Genomic DNA, 15,784 nt, shown 5'->3' with positions numbered 1-15,784 from the left:
TGGGGGACGAAAGGGGGTGGCCACCCCACCCCTGGGGTACCTATTTCGGCGGCCCCCCGGCGAGCACGATCGTTCTCAGAAGCTCTCAGCGGCATTCGGAGAAAGGATCGCGGAGTTGGTTACCGACGACAAGGCAGTGGCAGCGCAGGAACGGGGCGAGGGGCTCGGAATCGCGGTGCAGACAGCAGCCTCGCGCCGGCACCCGGCGGGGCGGGGAGGCAGCAAGACTGGCAGTGTGGCGACGTCGGAGTCCCGGCGCGCCGCAGCGGAATTGGAGAAGCTGATCGGCCCGGCCGCCGCCGGTGACCGGGACGCGGTCTCCGAGATTCTCAAGATCGTCTACCCCCTGGTGCGGCGCTACTGCGCGGCCCGGATGGGCGGGGCGGGTCACCTGCACGTGACCGCGGACGATGTGGCGCAGGAGATCTGCCTGGCGACGGTGCAGGCCATCCCGCGCTACCGGGATCAGGGCAAGTCGTTCCTGGCGTTCGTCTACGGCATCTCGGCGAACAAGGTGGCCGACGCGTTCCGGCGGGCGCAGCTGCACCCGGCCTACCCGGTCGCGGAGTTCCCGGACGCGCCGATGAACGAGGCGGGACCCGAGGAGCGGGCGCTGGCGATGGAGACCCGTCGGGCGGCACGCGATCTCATGCAGGTGCTGTCCTCGACCCACCGTGAGGTGCTGGTCATGCGGATCGTGCTGGGGTGGACCGCGGCGCAGACCGCCGAGGCCATCGGCACCAGCCCGGGCGTGGTGCGGGTCATGCAGCACCGCGCGCTGAACCGGCTGCGGGCCGAACTGCGGGCGGCGTCCTGACGGTTCGGTGAGCGAGCGTCACAGTGATGACGAAAACGGCGAATGGGCCGGGCGCAGGGGGTGCGCCCGGCCCATTGTCGTGTCCGGAGCCGTGTGGTCGGGTCGGGAGCCGTGGCCGGCCCGCGATCAGGCCGGGGCGTCGGCCGTTCCGAAGCCGTTGACGCCGAGCGCCTTCCGCAGGTCGTCCTCGGCCTCGACGGAGGCGACGAACAGCAGCTCGTCCTCGCCCTCGAGCGGATCGTCGGCCTGCGGGACGATGACGCGGCCGCCGCGCAGGATGGTGACCAGGGCAGCGTCGCGGGGCAGCTGGAGGGTACGAACGGCCTTGCCTGCCAAGGGGGTATCGGTGGGCAGGGTGATCTCGACCAGGTTGGCCTGACCCTGCCGCAGCGTCATCAGGCGTACCAGGTCGCCGACCGAGACGGCCTCCTCGACCAGGGAGGCCAGCAGCCGCGGGGTGGAGACGGCCACGTCAACCCCCCATGACGAGTCGAACAGCCACTCGTTGCGGGGGTCGTTGACGCGGGCCACCACGCGCCCGGCGCCGAATTCGGTCTTGGCCAGCAGGCTGAACACCAGGTTCACCTTGTCGTCGCCGGTGGCGGCGATGACCACGTCGTAGGTTTCCAGCCCGGCCTCTTCGAGGGTTTCGAGCTCGCAGGCGTCGGCGTGGGTCCAGACGGCGGCGGGCGCGACGGTCGGGTCGATGTGGTCGAGGCGGCGTTCCAGCAGCATGACCGCGTGGCCGCCGCGTAGGAGCTCCTGGGCGATGGAGCGCCCGACGGCTCCCGCGCCGGCGATGGCAACCTTCATGATCAGTCCTCGCTAGCAGGGGGATTGGCGGCCAGTGCGACGGCCTCGCCGACGGTGCCGGAGGTGGCTGCGACGTAGACCAGGTCGTCGGCCTGCAGCATGGACTTGCCGTTGGGCAGCACGCCCTGCCCGAACCGGATGATGAAGGCCACCCGGGCGCCGATGGCGTCCTCGAGCGAGTGCACCGATCGCCCGTACCAGTTCTCGTGCAGCTCGAGTTCGGTCACGGCGACGGTGCCGGTGGGGTCGCGCCACGTGGTGGCGGCCTGGTCGGCGATCAGGGTGCGCAGAAAGCGGTCGGTGGTCCAGGGCACGGTGGCGATGGTGGGGATGCCCAGCCGCTCGTACACCGCGGCGCGCTTGGCGTCGTAGATGCGGGCGACGACGCGCTCCACGCCGAAGGTCTCGCGGGCCACGCGGGCGGAGATGATGTTGGAGTTGTCGCCGGAGGAGACGGCGGCGAAGGCGCCGGCGCGTTCGATTCCGGCGCGCATCAAGACATCTCGATCGAAGCCGACGCCGGTGATGCAGAGACCCGGGAAGTCGCGGCCCAGACGCAGGAAGGCGCTCGAGTTCTGATCGATCACCGCGACCTCATGGCCGATGCGGACGAGGGCGCGGGCGAGCGAGGAGCCGACCCGCCCACACCCCATGATCACGACGTACACCGTACGAACCCCATTCCCGAAAACCGTGGTGTGCGGTCTGGTTGCTTGCTCGGGTCGCAACCGTACCGTTCGAGTTTCACTGCGGGCACTTTCCCCCTCCGGAAGGTGTTCAAACCGGAACCGGGAAAACCTCACAGCCCGCACCCGCCACCCTACGACTGCCAGGTGCCGCCGTCGCGCCGCGAACACGGGCGGTCGCGCACTGCCTTATGCTGCCTGGAGTGTCGAAGTTGACGACGGCCGCCAAGCGCATGCTGGTCGGCCGCCCATTCCGCAGCGATTCTCTCGGGCATACGCTGCTGCCCAAGCGGATCGCGCTCCCGGTGTTCGCCTCGGACGCGTTGTCCTCGGTGGCATACGCGCCGGAGGAGATCTTCCTGGTGTTGTCGGTGGCCGGACTGTCGGCCTACGCCTACGCGCCGTGGATCGGTCTGGCGGTCGCGCTGGTGATGGCCGTGGTGGTTGCCAGCTACCGCCAGAACGTGCACGCCTACCCGTCCGGCGGCGGCGATTACGAGGTCGCGACCAAGAACCTCGGGCCCACCGCGGGATTGACCGTCGGCAGTGCGCTGCTGGTCGACTACGTGCTCACGGTCGCGGTGTCGATCTCGTCGGCGGCCTCCAATATCGGGTCGGCGGTGCCGTTCGTCGCCACACACAAGGTGTTGTTCGCGGTTTCGGCGATCGTCATCCTCACCGCGATCAACCTGCGCGGGGTGCGGGAATCCGGCACCGCCTTCGCGATTCCCACCTACGCCTTCATGATCGGCATGTTCATCATGCTCATCTGGGGTTTCGCCCGCATCGGCCTGGGACAGACCGTGCACGCCGAGTCGTACGGCTTCGGGTTGAAGGCCGAGGACGAGCATCTGTTCGGGCTGGCGTTCGTGTTCCTCATCGCGCGCGCGTTCTCCTCCGGTTGTGCGGCGCTGACCGGTGTCGAGGCGATCAGCAACGGCGTGCCCGCCTTCCGCAAACCCAAGTCCCGCAATGCGGCGACCACCCTGCTGCTGCTCGGCTGCATCGCGGTGACGCTGTTCATGGGCATGATCGTGCTCACTCAAAAGGTGGGAATCGTCTACGCCCACAACACCGACGACCTGATCGGCGCGCCCGCGGGCTACGAGCAGAAGACCCTCGTCGCGCAGCTGGCGGGCGCGGTGTTCTCCGGCTTCCCGGCCGGCTTCTACTTCATCACCATCGTCACCGCGCTGATCCTGGTGCTGGCGGCCAACACCGCCTTCAACGGCTTCCCGGTGCTGGGTTCGATTCTGGCGCAGGACCGTTTTCTGCCGCGCCAGCTGCACACGCGCGGTGACCGGCTGGCGTTCAGCAACGGCATCCTGTTCCTGGCGGGCGCGGCCATCGCGTTCGTGGTGCTGTTCGGCGCCGAGGTGACGCGCCTGATCCAGCTGTACATCGTGGGCGTGTTCGTGTCGTTCGTGCTGAGCCAGACCGGCATGCTGCGGCACTGGACGCGACTGCTGCGCACCGAGACCGATCCGGCGATGCGGGCGCGCATGAAGCGGTCGCGGGTGATCAACGCCATCGGTCTCACCATGACCGCGACAGTGCTGCTCATCGTGCTGGTCACCAAGTTCGTGGCGGGCGCGTGGATCGCGATCGTGACGATGGCGGCCATCTTCGGGCTCATGAAACTCATTCGCCGCCACTACGACACGGTGTCGCGGGAGCTGGACGAGAGCGAATGGGACAGCGTGCTGCCCAGCCGTACCCACTCCATCGTCTTGGTGTCCAAGCTGCACCTGCCCACCAAGCGCGCGTTGTCCTACGCGCGCGCCACCCGGCCCGACACGCTCGAGGCCATCACCGTGAACGTCGACGAGCCCGACACCCGGGCGTTGGTGCGGGAGTGGGAGCGCAGCGATATCGCGGTGCCGCTCAAGGTGATCGAGTCCCCGTACCGCGAGATCACCAAGCCCGTGGTGGATTACGTGAAGCGCGTGCGCAAGGACTCCCCGCGCGACGTGGTGACCGTGTTCATCCCCGAATACGTGGTCGGCCACTGGTGGGAACAGCTGCTGCACAACCAGAGTGCGCTGCGGTTGAAGGGCCGGCTGCTGTTCGAGCCCGGCGTCATGGTGACCAGCGTGCCCTGGCAGCTGTCCTCCTCGGCCGGGCGAGCCCGCCCCGGCCGGTTGGTCAATGCTCCCGGTTCGGTGCGCCGCGGATTCGGGGACCAGCCGTGAGCGCTGGATCCGACTGGTACGGAGAGGTCTTCGAGGTCCGGCTGGGCCCGCCCGGCCACGGCGGCTTCTGCGTGGCCCGGCACGAGGGTCGCGTCCTGTTCGTGCGTCACGGCCTGCCCGGTGAACTGGTCCGCGCCCTCGTCACCGAGGACCGCGGCGGCTCCTTCTGCCGCGCGGACGCCATCGAGATCCTCGACGCCTCACCCGACCGCATCCCCGCCACCTGCCCGGTCTCCGGTCCCGGCGGCGCGGGCTGCTGCGACTTCACCTTCGCCACCCCCGAGGCCCAGCGCGAACTCAAACGCCAGGTCGTCGCCGAGCAGCTCCGCCGCCTCGCGGACTGGGAACCCGACTTCATTGTCGAGGCGATCCCCGCGCCGTCCGGCCTGCCGAGCGGTGTAGTGGCACAACAGCTTCCAGCGTCCGGCCCGATCGCGCGACCGGAAGGACCCGGTCGGCTCGGCGGCGTGACGACCGGAATCAGTTCGACTCTGCTGGGTGGTGCCGCCGGGACTTCCGCAGCTGCACAACGCCCGAAGCCGGTCCGCGACGCGGAAGCCGAGGCGCGTGCAGGGTCGCGGGATGACGGCACGGTTCCGGGTGTCGGGCCGGCGCCCGGCCGCATCGGCGGCGTGGCAACGCACTTGGCGAGTGCTCTCATCGGCGGGAGCGGCTCCGGCCTGCCCGACGCGACTGTGCCCCGCGCGGATTCGGATGCCCGTGCCGACCGGGGTCCGGGTGGTGAGCGGGGACCGGCGAGTTCGGCCGCGACGTACTCCAGTGGCTGGCGCAGCCGGGTACGGCTGGTCGTGGATGCCGAGGGGCGGGCCGGGGTGCACCGGTACCGGAGTACCGAGGTGATCGCGGATCTGCGATGCCCGCAGCCGATGGCCGGGGCCGTGGCGGGGATCGCCGAGCAGGTGTGGACGCCCGGGGCGGATCTCGTGGTGGCCGTGGATGGCGACGGCATGCGGCATCTCGTCGAGCTGGCGCCCGCCGGCGCTGCGGAGAGCGGCCGGCGTGCGCCTCGTGAAAGGGGCAGCGGGCCAGGAGGTTCCGGTCGGCGCGGCGGCGGTGATCGGCGCAGTGCCGCCGCCCGGCGTGCGGCGGCGCACAGTGCGCGGACCGAGCGCGTGGTGGACGGCACCGGGCGAACCGTTCAATATGTCGGCGAGCGCCGGTGGGAGCTGTCGGCGACCGGGTTCTGGCAGCCGCATTACGGTGCGGCGCAGTGCTATTCGGATGTGGTGGGGGAGTGGGCCGACGCCGCGCCGGGCGCCCTGGTGTGGGACCTGTACTGCGGCGTCGGCGTCTTCGCGGCCCGGCTGGCCGAGCGGGTCGGGGACACCGGGGTGGTGCACGGCGTCGAGTCGGCGCGCACCGCCGTCGCGGAAGGCCGTGCCGCACTTCGGGATCTGCCGTGGGTGGACCTCACCGCCGACCGCGTCGAGCGCTGGATCCACGAACAGCCGAGCGCCGCACCGGATGTCGTCGTCCTCGATCCGCCCCGCGCCGGCGCCGGCAAGGACGTGATCAACGCCCTGAGCGAGCGTTCCCCGCGCCGCATCATCCACATCGGTTGCGACCCTGCCGCTTTCGCCCGCGATGTCGGCCTCTACCGCGCCGTCGGCTATGAGCCCGCGGCTCTGCGCGTCTTCGATGCCTTCCCGGGCACTCACCACGTCGAGTGCATCGCGGTGCTGGAGCGCTGACCGCTTCTTGACGATCAGGGAGCGCTCACCGAGGAGTTCTGTCCGAATCCCGGTGAGAGCTCCTTGATCTTGTCGCGTACCAGGCGCGGTGGGAGGTGGCTGACTCAGGCCAGCTGCCAGGTGACGCGGACGCTGGCGGACAGTTCGCTCTCGCCGAGCTCCACCGGCACCGCCGCACCCGGGGCCGCCAACTTGTTGGCGGCGAACGCGATCCGCGGCGCGGGCGCCGGACCGGAGACATCCTCGGTGATCTCGAGCACCGGTCCCAGGGTGCGGCCCGCCCGGAACACGTACTGTTCGGCCTTGCCCAGCGCATGGTCCCAGGCGGCGTCGCGGGCGCGAACCAGGAGGCTCTCCTCGTCGGCGACGGTCAGCGTCAGCCCGCCGAGCCGCACATCATCACCGCCGGCGTCGACCGCGTGCGCGATGATCGCGGCGGGCCCGCCGCTTTCAGTGGGTCGCGCCTCCCCGCCGGGTCCGGCGATCTCGCGCAGCGTGACGGTCAGCGAGGTCCCGGCGATGTACCCGACCAGCTTCTCCCGATTCCCCTCGGTCCACACGGTTTCCGCGCGCACCGTCAGCCCGCTGGTATTGATGTCGCGCACCTCGACACCGTCCGCGCGCAGCGCCGCGATCACGGCGTCGGCGCGTTCCCCGGCTCGCGCGTAGGCGGCGGCCACCGTGTCGGCCCGCGTCTCCACCGAGATCGGCACCCGCATGATGTCCGGTGTCGCGACGGCACTCCCGGAGCCGATGATCGTGATGGTGCCGATGGCGTTCTCGCTGCTCACGGATTCCTCCTCGATCGATGCGGGCACAACCCAGCCGATGCTACCGACGCCTGCCGCCCGCCCGCCGCTGCCGCACATGGCCGCGGACGCCACCGCGCGGACGGAGGGTGAAGAGGTTCAGGCGACCGGTGTTCCGGTTGCCTGTTCGAGGGTTTCGGCGAGTGAGCGTGCGCCGGTGGCGATCTCGCTCGCCGCGGCGAGGTCCAGCCGGATGTCGAGATCGGCCGCGGCGGCCGGGCCGTCGTGATGGGTGAGTCCGGATTCGGTGATCACGTAGTGGAACGCGGTTTCGCCGATCCGGACCGTTACTGTGCCGGCGGGCACGAGTTCGGCGACGGCCTGTCCCAGCGGGAGCGCGAACCAGTGCGCTCGGACCGCGTCGGTCGCGCGCTGCTCGCCGAGGTGCGCCGCGCCCCACGCCGAGAGCGAGTCCAGCACCGGGCGCAGTGCCGCACCCGCGTCGGTGAGTTCGTAGACCGCGGTCCCGGTGCGCGGCCCGACGCGGCGTTTGGTGAGAATCCCGTCACGCTCGAGGTCCTTGAGCCGGGCGGCGAGCACGTCGGTGCTGATGCCGGGCAGGTCGGCGAACAGGTCGCTGTATCGGCGCGGGCCCGAACACAATTCGCGGACCACCAGCAGGTTCCACCGGTCGCCGACGATGTCGAGGGCGCGGCTGACGGTGCAGTAGTGGTCGTAGCTTCGGCGTGGCACGATTCCACTGTAGCCAACAACTTGGAAATACCAAGTGCAAACTTGGAAATTCCAAGTAGAGTGTGCGGCAACCACACCGAGAAGGGGTCGTTTCATGCAGGTGAAGCAGTCGAGCAAGCTGGCGGGCGTGTCCTACGAGATCCGCGGACCGATCGCCGAGCACGCCGCACGGCTGGAGGCGGAGGGGCATCACGTCGTGAAGCTCAATACCGGCAACCCGCTGACCTTCGGCTTCGAGGCGCCCGCCGAACTGCTTCAGGACATGGTCCGCAATCTGCCGCAGTCCAGCGGCTACTCGACCTCCAAGGGCCTGCTCTCGGCGCGGCGCGCGGTGGTGCAGTACTACCAGACCCTCGGGCTGTCCGACCTCGACGTCGAACAGGTCTTCCTCGGCAACGGCGTCTCCGAGCTCATCATGATGGCCATGACCGCGCTGCTGGAGAACGGCGACGAAGTCCTGGTTCCCGCACCGGATTTCCCGCTCTGGACCGCCGCCACCGCGCTCAACGGCGGCCGTCCGGTGCACTACATCTGCGACGAGGGCTCGGACTGGATGCCGGACCTGGCGGATATCGAGTCCAAGATCACCGACCGCACCCGCGCGCTGGTCATCATCAACCCGAACAACCCCACGGGCGCGGTGTATTCGCCCGAGGTGGTCCGCCAGATGCTGGAGATCGCGCGCCGCCACAACCTGGTGGTGTTCTCCGACGAGATCTACGACAAGATCCTCTACGACGGCCTGACCCATACCGCGACCGCCGCGCTGGCCCCGGATCTGCTGTGCCTGACCTTCTCCGGGCTCTCGAAGTCCTACCGCGCCGCCGGATTCCGCGGCGGCTGGCTGGCCGTGACCGGTCCGATCGAGCACGCGGACAGCTACCTGGAAGGCCTGACCATGCTGTCGGGTCTGCGCCTGTGCGCGAATGTGCCCGCGCAGCAGGCGATTCAGGCCGCCCTCGGCGGACATCAGAGCATCTACGACCTCACCCTGCCCGGCGGCCGCCTGCGCGAGCAGCGCGACCGGGCGTGGGAGGCGCTCAACGCGATTCCGGGCATCTCGTGTGTGAAGCCCCGGGGCGCGCTGTACGCCTTCCCGCGCATCGACCTCGACATGTACCGGATCCACGATGACGAGCAGTTCGTGCTGGATCTGCTGCTGCGCGAGAAGATCCACATCGTGCAGGGCACCGGCTTCAATTGGCCGCGCCCCGACCACTTCCGGATCGTGACGCTGCCGCACGCCGATGAGCTCGAGGCGATCATCGAGCGCATCGGACGTTTCCTGGCGACCTACAAGCAGTAGGCCTCAGACCGGGCGGCCGGCCGTCATCCCGCCGTCGACCACGAACTCGGCGCCGTTGCAGTAGCTGGATTCCTGGCTGGCGAGGAACACGACCAGCGCCGTGACCTCCTCGGGCACGCCGAGGCGGGCCAGGGGGTTCGCGTCGCGATCGGTGGTGGTGCCCTCGGGCACCCCGATCATCGGGGTCATGATCCCGCCCGGGTGCACGGAATTCACGCGCACGCCGTGCGGGGCGAGCTCGAGCGCCGCGGACTTGGTGAGCCCGCGCACCCCGAACTTCGAGGCGGTGTAGGCGTGCGCGCCCGGCACGCCCTGGATACCTGCGGCGGAGGAGATGTTCACCACGGCCGCCGGCCGGGCCGCCACCAGGGCGTCGCGGGCGGCGGTCAGGCCCAGGAAGGGGCCGGTGAGGTTGATGGCCAGGGCCCGCTGCCACTGCTCCTCGGTGTAGGCGCCGAGCGGCCCGAAGTCGAGGATGCCGGCATTGTTGACCAGCACGTCGAGCTTGCCGAAGCGCTCGACCGCCGTGTCCACGGCCATACGCCAGTCCTCGGCCTCGGTGACATCGAGGTGGACGTACGCCGCGGCGTCGCCGAGTTCGGCGGACAGTTTCGCGCCCGCCTCGTCGGAGATGTCGCCGATGAGCACCGAGGCGCCCTCGGCCACGAACGCCCGCGCGTGCGCGGCGCCCATCCCCGATGCCGCGCCGCTGATCAGCGCCACGCGTCCGTCGAGTCGTCCGCTCATGCCCGTTGCCTTCCGTCGAGATCGATGATGGTCCGCTCCGGCCGGAACACGCAGCGGGTGGTGGTGTAGATGGTGGGCATGCACTTGTTGCAGTGCACGCAGGCCGACTGGGTGGCCGCGTCGGCCTGGATGCGCTGCAGCAGATTCGGCTCACGCAGCAGCGCGCGACCCATGGCGACGAACTCGAAGCCCTCGGTCATGGCCAGGTGCATGGTGTCGAGATTGGTGATGCCGCCCAGCAGGATCAGCGGCATGGACAGCTCGCGGCGGAACTGGCGGGCCCGCTCGAGCAGGTACGCCTCGTGGTACGGGTACTCCTTGAGGAAGGCGCGTCCGACCAGTTTGAAGCCCATGCGCGCCGGACCGGGCAGCACCTCGGCGAACTCCTTGCGCGGCGCGTCGCCGTGAAAGAGCAGCATGGGGTTGAGAAGTGAACTGCCCGCGGTCAATTCGAGCGCGTCGAGGACGCCGTCGGCCTCCAGCCAGGCGGCCACCTGGATGCTCTCGGGGACCGTGAGCCCGCCGCGGCGGCCGTCCTCCATGTTCAGCTTGGCGGTCACCGCCATCCGGTCGCCCACGGCATCCCTCACGGCGCGGGCGATTTCGCGTGCGAGCCGGGCCCGGTTGGCGAGGGTGCCGCCCCACTTGTCGTGGCGGCGGTTGAGCAGCGGGCTGAGGAACGAGCTCACCAGGTAGTTGTGGCCGAAATGGATTTCGACCGCGTCGAATCCGGCCTGCTCGGCCAGCAGCGCCGCATTCGCGTGCGCCGCGATGAGTTCCCGGATCTCGGATTCGCCGGGCACGTGCATGGCCTGCATGCTCAGCGGGCTGAACATACGGCTCGGGCACAGTGCGGGCGCCCGGTTGGAGGCGGCGTTGGCGACGGGCCCGGCATGCCCGATCTGAGCGCTGACGGCCGCGCCCTCGGCGTGCACGGCGTCGGTCAGGTCACGCAGTCCCGCAACGGCTTCCGGCCGCATCCAGATCTGGTGGCGGTCGGTGCGGCCGCCCGGCGCGACCGCGCAGTAGGCGACGGTGGTCATGCCCACCCCGCCCGCGGCGACCTCGCGGTGGAAGTCGATGAGCTCGGGCGTGACCAGCGCGTCGGGGGTTCGTCCCTCGAAGGTGGCGGCCTTGATCACCCGGTTGCGCAAGGTGATCGGGCCGAGTTTCGCCGGTGCGAAGATCTCGTTCATGGTTGTTCTCCCGGTGCGGTGAGTCCGGCCACCACGAAGTTCCGCAGGGCCGTCAACGCTGGTTCGGACATCCCGCGATCCTCGATCTCGGGGGTGCCGAACCGCATGATGATCAGGTCGAAGGCCAGCATCCAGCGCCGCTGCGCCTCGCTGGCCCGCAGCTCGGGCAGCAGCGCGGTCCAGGAATCCATCCGGAACCACGGTCCCTGCCACGAGGTGAGGTGGCGGCCCAGCACGAACCGGGCCAGCAGCCGAAGATGCAGGCGCCCCAGCGGATCCGAGGCCAGCTCCTGGAACGGCGCGAGGATGGTGTCCACCACCGCGGGCACCGAATCCCGCCCGCCCGTGGCCCGCGCCAGCCCCTCCGCCCACAGCGGCCCGAGCCGGGCCTCGATGAGCGCGCCGACCAGCGCCTCCTTGGATCCGAAGTGGTAGTGCACCGCCGCGGGGTTGGCGCCCGCCGCCGCGCACACCGCCCGCACGGACACCTCGTCATAGGGCTCGGTCAGCAGCAGTTGCTCGGCCGCCGCGAGCAGCCGTTCCCGGGTTGACGCGGATACCTTCTCGACCATGGGAAGAAGTCAAACACGCTTCAAACACTATTTCAATCATTGATTGAAAACTGGGATTGCCCGGTGCGGGAAGCGGGGATTTCGGGTATCGCCGGTTCCGGGCGGCACGGTCGCGCCGGGCGAGGCCGACCGGTTACTCGCTCTGGGACCACGCGGCGACCGGCAGGGTCAGGTAGACGCCGATATTCCCGTCGACGAATTTCTCGAGATCGGCGAGCAGCTGGTCGCAACGCTGCTGCCGGTTCTCGGCCCGGCTCGCGAAGTACTTCGACCGGACCTCGATGACCACATCCAAGCCCGACCGGTCGAACTTTCCCAGCGGCCGGAATCGGATCTCCACATCCCCCGGCCGGAGGTCACCGTCGTACGGCTCCTCGGGGCAGTCCACGGCGTTGGACACCAGATGCGGCAGCCATTCGCCCAGTTCCCGCAACACGGTCTCGGGCAGGTCCGCTTTATGGGTCACCTCGACGAGCGGCATCCGGCCAGTGTATTGGCCACGGCAAGAACCGGCTGGTGGGCGCGCGTCGGCCGGTGGTGAGTGCGCGGGCGATGGTCTCCTCGATGACCGTGCTCCTGGCGTTGGCGCAGTGCTGGACGTACTTCCACTGTCGTTGCGCCAGTTCGTGTTTGGTCAGCTCGTAGCGGGCGCGTTCGTCGGGGTGGCCGCGGAGCCGATCGCGGCAGGCCAGGACTCGTTCGCCGATGAACGCGGCTGAGATCTCGTCGTCGTCCATGGTGGCCACCGGGCCGGTCTGGTGGGCGGGATCAGGAGGCGCGGACGCTCGCGATGATCTGCCCGGCCCGATCGGCGCGCAGCTCGCCCTCGGTGCCGCGGTCGGCCAGGATGGCCAGCACCAGCAGCGCGTTGCGCGGCCCGGTGAAGGCGAACGTGTAGACCGAGTAGCTGGTCGTCGTGCAGCCGGGCGCGGGCGGCTGCCAGCTGCCGGTCGCCTCGACCCGCTGGCCTGTGAGACCGCTGGCGGTGGTGACCGCGGCCGGTGCGCCCGGATTGCCGCCGGTCGCGTCCGAATAGCCGCCCTCCGCCGAGATTTTCGCCACCCGGGTGGCCGCGGCGGCCAGATCGCTGCCATCGGTGCGGGTCAGGAAGACGAGGGTCCGATACGCCGAGCCCGCGCAATAGTCGTTGCCCTCGGTGGCCTTGCCGTGCCCGATGACGGAACCGTCGGTACCGGTCTGCGCGGTGATCTCGGCCGGGTCGGCGATCGTCCATCCGGCAGGCACGTCATAGCTGATGCCCAGCGTGGGGGCGACCACGGTGGTGCTGCCGGGCTTCGGCGCGCCCGGCTTCGCGGGCCCGGTCGCGGACGGGCCGCCCGGAGAGTCGGTCGCGGAGGCGGTGCTGCTGCCGGAGGAGTCCTGGCTCAGCGTGTAGGCCGCGAAACAGCCGGCCAGCACGATCACGGCTGCCAGTGCGCCGAGGATGTACGGCGTGCGACGGCCGGCAGCTGCGGGCAGCTGCTCGTTGCCCGGAATCGGTTGCTGCCCAGCATAATTCGGCACAGGATGTTGTCCAGTGGCGTACGCGGAGTGCTGCCCGGTGGAATAGGGGGAGCGCTGCCCGGTGGTGTACTGCGGCTGCTGCCCGGTTACGTACGGGGAGTGCTGTCCGGTGGTGTACTGCGGCTGCTGCCCGGTTACGTAATGGGGGTGCTGTCCAGTCGCGTACTGGGGAACCTGGCCGGTGCTGTACCGAGGAAGCCGGCCGGTGTCGTACTGCGGCTGGTATCCCGGGGGCAGCTCGGTGGCGAAGCCCGGATACTCGGCCGACCGCTGTGCTTCTTCGGCGGCGTGTCCCCAGTCCTGTTGTCCCGCATCGGGATAGCTCCAGCCGGGTGGGTTCGCCCAGTGATCATTGTTGTCCGTCACGCGATTTCACCCTCCGGCCGCACCGAGCCGCCTCGGCTCGGGCGGGGGCCTCACCCTATCGGGTGGGTACTAGCCCTGCGATTCCGGCGCGTCCGGGCCGGATTTCGGCCGGGCCGGAGACACTCGGATCACACCGGCGTCCAGATCGAGGCTGACGCGCGGCCGGTGGCTCTCGCCGCTGCCGTCCTCACTGCCGTCGTCTTCCAGCTTCTTGCCGGGGAAAAGCTCGCCTATGACGCCCACGAATCCACCCTAACTCTCACATCCGGCCGTAGCGCGGACCGCGATACCCGTAGCCGCGCCGCCCGCGCGCGAAGATGAAGAACAGCACCGGGAACAGAAAGAAGGGGAAGAAGTGGGTGACCACCGCGAATCCGATCAGGAACATCACGAGCACGCCCGCGCCGATCGGGGCCAAGGGCAGCGCCCGGCGGGGGGCGCCCGGCGGGGTGAGGATCTGCGGTGCGGGCGTTTGCGGCCGGGGCAGGTCTGCGAACAGCACCGCCAGTTCGCCCACGGTCTTTGCCGCGTACGCCCGGCCGACCCGCTCGTCGTATTCGGCGACGTCGAGCCGGCCGGCCGCGAAATGCTCGCCCAGCGCCGCGGCGGCCTGTTCACGTTCGGCGGTGCCGACACGGACGGTGGACGGTCCGTAGACCGCGGGATCGAAATCGGTCATGACAATCCACCTCGGGGGAGGGAAGCAATCTCGTTGTCCGCCAGCGTAGGCGTGTTCGCGGCGGCGCGCCTGCACGCGTACGCGTAATCCCGGCTACGCCTGCCGACGTATGCCCGCCGCGTCCGTTCCGGCGGCCAGTCCGGCGAATTCGGCGATCTTGGGATGGTCGGTGTCGGTGCGCCACACCAGCCGCACCCGCGCCTCGGCCAGGCCGGTGAGCGGGACGAACGCCACCTCCGGATGGGTGAAGTAGGTGGGCATGGCGGTGGTGGTGGCGAAGACCGCGTTGTTGTGGGCGACGGCGGTGAGCATCTCGGGTTCGGTGCGCGCGGGCGCGACCCGCGCAATGGGCCGGCCGCGCGGCGTGATCGCGGGCGGCCAGAAGGCGCGCGCGAATTCCGGCGCGACATCGGGGTGCGGCCCGATCACCCGCAACTCGGCCAGGTCCTCGACGTCGAGGCTGTTTCGGGTGGCCCACGGATGGCTGCGGGCGATGGCCAGCACCCGCGGGAACATGCCCACTTCCGGTCCGACGGTCAAGCCGAGCTGTTCGACCGGGGCCAGGCAGATCTGGATGTCCACCTCGCCGCGCCGCAGCGGCCCGAAGATGTCGGTCCACGACAGCTGCGTCAGCGCGATCTGGCATTCCGGATGCCGGGCCCGGAATCCGGCCAGCCCTCTGTCCAGCGTGGACGCGTAGGGCCCGAGGAATCCGATGCGCAGACCCCGTGCCGCGGTGCGGGTTTCGGCGATGGCCCGCTGCAACTCCTGGAACGCGGGTCGCGCGCGGGACAGCAGATGCTCGCCGAGTGGATTGAGGGTGACCCGGCGGCTGGTGCGTTCCACCAGGCGCCGGCCGACGCGGCGTTCCAGGCTGCGGATCAGCTGGCTCACCCGGGGCTGGGACAGTCCGAGGCGGTCGGCGGTGCGGCCGAAGTGCAATTCTTCGGCGAGGACCACGAACGCTTCCAGTTCGGCCGGGTCTACACGGGTTTCTCGAGGCGAGTCTTCGATCAGCATTTCTTATCGATCTTCGCGGATTTCGGCGTTGATGGCTATCCGACACGTGACGGATGCTGGGGCGGTGAGTGAATCGCGCCGACTTGTGGTGGGCATCAGCGGGGCCACCGGCATCGCCTACGGCGTGCGGGTGCTGGAGCTGGCCCGCAAGGCCGGCGTGGAGACGCATCTGGTGGTGACGCCGGCCGGGCAGCAGACCCGCGCCTACGAGACGGATCTGACGGCGGCCGATCTGTCGGCCATGGCCGATGTGGTGTACCGGCCCGCCGACATCGGCGCGGCCATCGCGTCGGGTTCGTTCCGGACCGCGGGAATGATCGTGGCCCCCTGCTCGATTCGCACCCTGTCCGCGGTCGCCTACGCCAACAACGACTATCTGCTCACCCGCGCCGCCGACGTCACGCTCAAGGAGCGCCGCCGCCTGGTGCTCATGGTGCGGGAAACCCCGCTCACCATGGCGCATCTGCGCGCCATGACCGCGGTCACCGAGATGGGCGGCATCGTCATGCCGCCGGTGCCCGCCTTCTATCTGAATCCGGAATCGGTGGCCGACATCGTCGACCACACCGCCGGGCGCGCCCTGGATCTGCTCGGCATCGACGTGCCCGACCTGCCCCGCTGGGGCGAGTGACCGACCACCGCGTGCAATCGA

General features: G+C 69.8%; 18 protein-coding genes and 1 pseudogene. 6 read left to right on the top strand and 13 right to left on the bottom strand.

Annotated features, from left to right (window positions below; all coding sequences use genetic code 11):
• Positions 1-235 precede the first annotated feature (235 nt).
• Positions 236-817 (top strand): sigma-70 family RNA polymerase sigma factor, encoded by a 582-nt coding sequence (locus ON33_RS14320; protein ID WP_083868974.1) that lies wholly within the window; start codon positions 236-238, stop codon positions 815-817.
• A gap of 126 nt (positions 818-943) precedes the next feature.
• Here ON33_RS14320 and ON33_RS14315 read toward each other — a convergent pair whose 3' ends face one another.
• Both ON33_RS14315 and ON33_RS14310 read right to left on the bottom strand, forming a co-directional pair.
• Positions 944-1,630, bottom strand: coding sequence for a potassium channel family protein (locus tag ON33_RS14315; protein WP_040858997.1), 687 nt, complete (start codon positions 1,628-1,630; stop codon positions 944-946).
• A 2-nt stretch (positions 1,631-1,632) separates the two neighbouring features.
• The gene (locus ON33_RS14310; protein WP_040858995.1) at positions 1,633-2,298 is read right to left on the bottom strand and encodes a potassium channel family protein; all 666 of its coding nucleotides are present in this window, start codon (positions 2,296-2,298) and stop codon (positions 1,633-1,635) included.
• 221 nt (positions 2,299-2,519) lie between these two features.
• On the opposite strand from ON33_RS14310, the gene ON33_RS14305 reads away from it, so the two are divergent.
• From ON33_RS14305 to ON33_RS44405, 3 genes and pseudogenes are all read left to right on the top strand, one after another.
• Complete coding sequence (locus ON33_RS14305) at positions 2,520-4,508, top strand: APC family permease (RefSeq protein WP_040858994.1); 1,989 nt, start codon at positions 2,520-2,522, stop codon at positions 4,506-4,508.
• A pseudogene (locus ON33_RS42750) lies at positions 4,505-4,882 on the top strand (TRAM domain-containing protein); the annotation flags it as partial. The gene ON33_RS14305 and the pseudogene ON33_RS42750, both read left to right, overlap by 4 nt.
• A gap of 513 nt (positions 4,883-5,395) precedes the next feature.
• Positions 5,396-6,220 carry a class I SAM-dependent RNA methyltransferase gene (locus ON33_RS44405; protein ID WP_373281029.1) on the top strand — a complete coding sequence of 275 codons (825 nt, stop codon included), beginning with the start codon at positions 5,396-5,398 and terminating at the stop codon, positions 6,218-6,220.
• A 104-nt stretch (positions 6,221-6,324) separates the two neighbouring features.
• On the opposite strand, the gene ON33_RS14295 is transcribed toward ON33_RS44405, so the two are convergent.
• Positions 6,325-7,011, bottom strand: a complete 687-nt coding sequence (locus ON33_RS14295; RefSeq protein ID WP_051152187.1) for an SIMPL domain-containing protein — start codon at positions 7,009-7,011, stop codon at positions 6,325-6,327.
• Positions 7,012-7,128: 117 nt separating this feature from the next.
• Positions 7,129-7,722, bottom strand: a complete 594-nt coding sequence (locus ON33_RS14290) for a winged helix-turn-helix transcriptional regulator (protein WP_051152110.1) — start codon at positions 7,720-7,722, stop codon at positions 7,129-7,131.
• Positions 7,723-7,816: 94 nt separating this feature from the next.
• Between ON33_RS14290 and ON33_RS14285 the strand changes: the two genes are divergently transcribed.
• Positions 7,817-9,028, top strand: a complete 1,212-nt coding sequence (locus ON33_RS14285; RefSeq protein WP_040858992.1) for a pyridoxal phosphate-dependent aminotransferase — start codon at positions 7,817-7,819, stop codon at positions 9,026-9,028.
• 3 nt (positions 9,029-9,031) lie between these two features.
• On the opposite strand, the gene ON33_RS14280 is transcribed toward ON33_RS14285, so the two are convergent.
• The 9 genes from ON33_RS14280 to ON33_RS14250 all read right to left on the bottom strand — a co-directional run bounded on the left by ON33_RS14280 (position 9,032) and on the right by ON33_RS14250 (position 15,132).
• On the bottom strand, positions 9,032-9,775 hold the full coding sequence (locus ON33_RS14280) for a glucose 1-dehydrogenase (protein ID WP_040858989.1): 744 nt from the start codon (positions 9,773-9,775) through the stop codon (positions 9,032-9,034).
• Positions 9,772-10,971: an NADH:flavin oxidoreductase gene (locus tag ON33_RS14275; RefSeq protein ID WP_051152109.1), complete on the bottom strand. Its 1,200-nt coding sequence runs from the start codon at positions 10,969-10,971 to the stop codon at positions 9,772-9,774. The genes ON33_RS14280 and ON33_RS14275 overlap by 4 nt, the downstream gene beginning before the upstream one ends.
• Positions 10,968-11,543, bottom strand: coding sequence for a TetR family transcriptional regulator (locus ON33_RS14270; RefSeq protein WP_040858988.1), 576 nt, complete (start codon positions 11,541-11,543; stop codon positions 10,968-10,970). Before ON33_RS14270 ends, ON33_RS14275 begins: the two co-directional genes overlap by 4 nt.
• A 133-nt stretch (positions 11,544-11,676) precedes the next feature.
• A complete protein-coding gene (locus tag ON33_RS14265) occupies positions 11,677-12,024 on the bottom strand; it encodes a hypothetical protein (protein WP_040858986.1) in 348 nt (115 codons plus the stop codon).
• Positions 11,999-12,280 carry a GrpB family protein gene (locus tag ON33_RS41220; protein WP_245550535.1) on the bottom strand — a complete coding sequence of 94 codons (282 nt, stop codon included), beginning with the start codon at positions 12,278-12,280 and terminating at the stop codon, positions 11,999-12,001. The genes ON33_RS14265 and ON33_RS41220 overlap by 26 nt, the downstream gene beginning before the upstream one ends.
• A 31-nt stretch (positions 12,281-12,311) precedes the next feature.
• Positions 12,312-13,433: a DUF8017 domain-containing protein gene (locus ON33_RS41215; protein ID WP_040858984.1), complete on the bottom strand. Its 1,122-nt coding sequence runs from the start codon at positions 13,431-13,433 to the stop codon at positions 12,312-12,314.
• Between the two features lie 69 nt (positions 13,434-13,502).
• Positions 13,503-13,676, bottom strand: a complete 174-nt coding sequence (locus ON33_RS42255) for a hypothetical protein (RefSeq protein ID WP_169336810.1) — start codon at positions 13,674-13,676, stop codon at positions 13,503-13,505.
• Between the two features lie 16 nt (positions 13,677-13,692).
• Positions 13,693-14,112, bottom strand: a complete 420-nt coding sequence (locus tag ON33_RS14255; protein WP_040858982.1) for a DUF1707 SHOCT-like domain-containing protein — start codon at positions 14,110-14,112, stop codon at positions 13,693-13,695.
• Positions 14,113-14,205: 93 nt separating this feature from the next.
• Positions 14,206-15,132 (bottom strand): LysR family transcriptional regulator, encoded by a 927-nt coding sequence (locus ON33_RS14250; RefSeq protein ID WP_040858979.1) that lies wholly within the window; start codon positions 15,130-15,132, stop codon positions 14,206-14,208.
• 64 nt (positions 15,133-15,196) lie between these two features.
• Here ON33_RS14250 and ON33_RS14245 point away from each other — a divergent pair, with 64 nt between their 5' ends.
• On the top strand, positions 15,197-15,763 hold the full coding sequence (locus ON33_RS14245; RefSeq protein WP_040858978.1) for a UbiX family flavin prenyltransferase: 567 nt from the start codon (positions 15,197-15,199) through the stop codon (positions 15,761-15,763).
• Positions 15,764-15,784 lie beyond the last annotated feature (21 nt).

The organism is Nocardia niigatensis NBRC 100131 (assembly GCF_000308655.1).
GTDB lineage: Bacteria > Actinomycetota > Actinomycetes > Mycobacteriales > Mycobacteriaceae > Nocardia > Nocardia niigatensis.
Note: the sequence above shows the minus strand (reverse complement) of the source record. Positions and strands in the feature narration are given on the sequence as shown.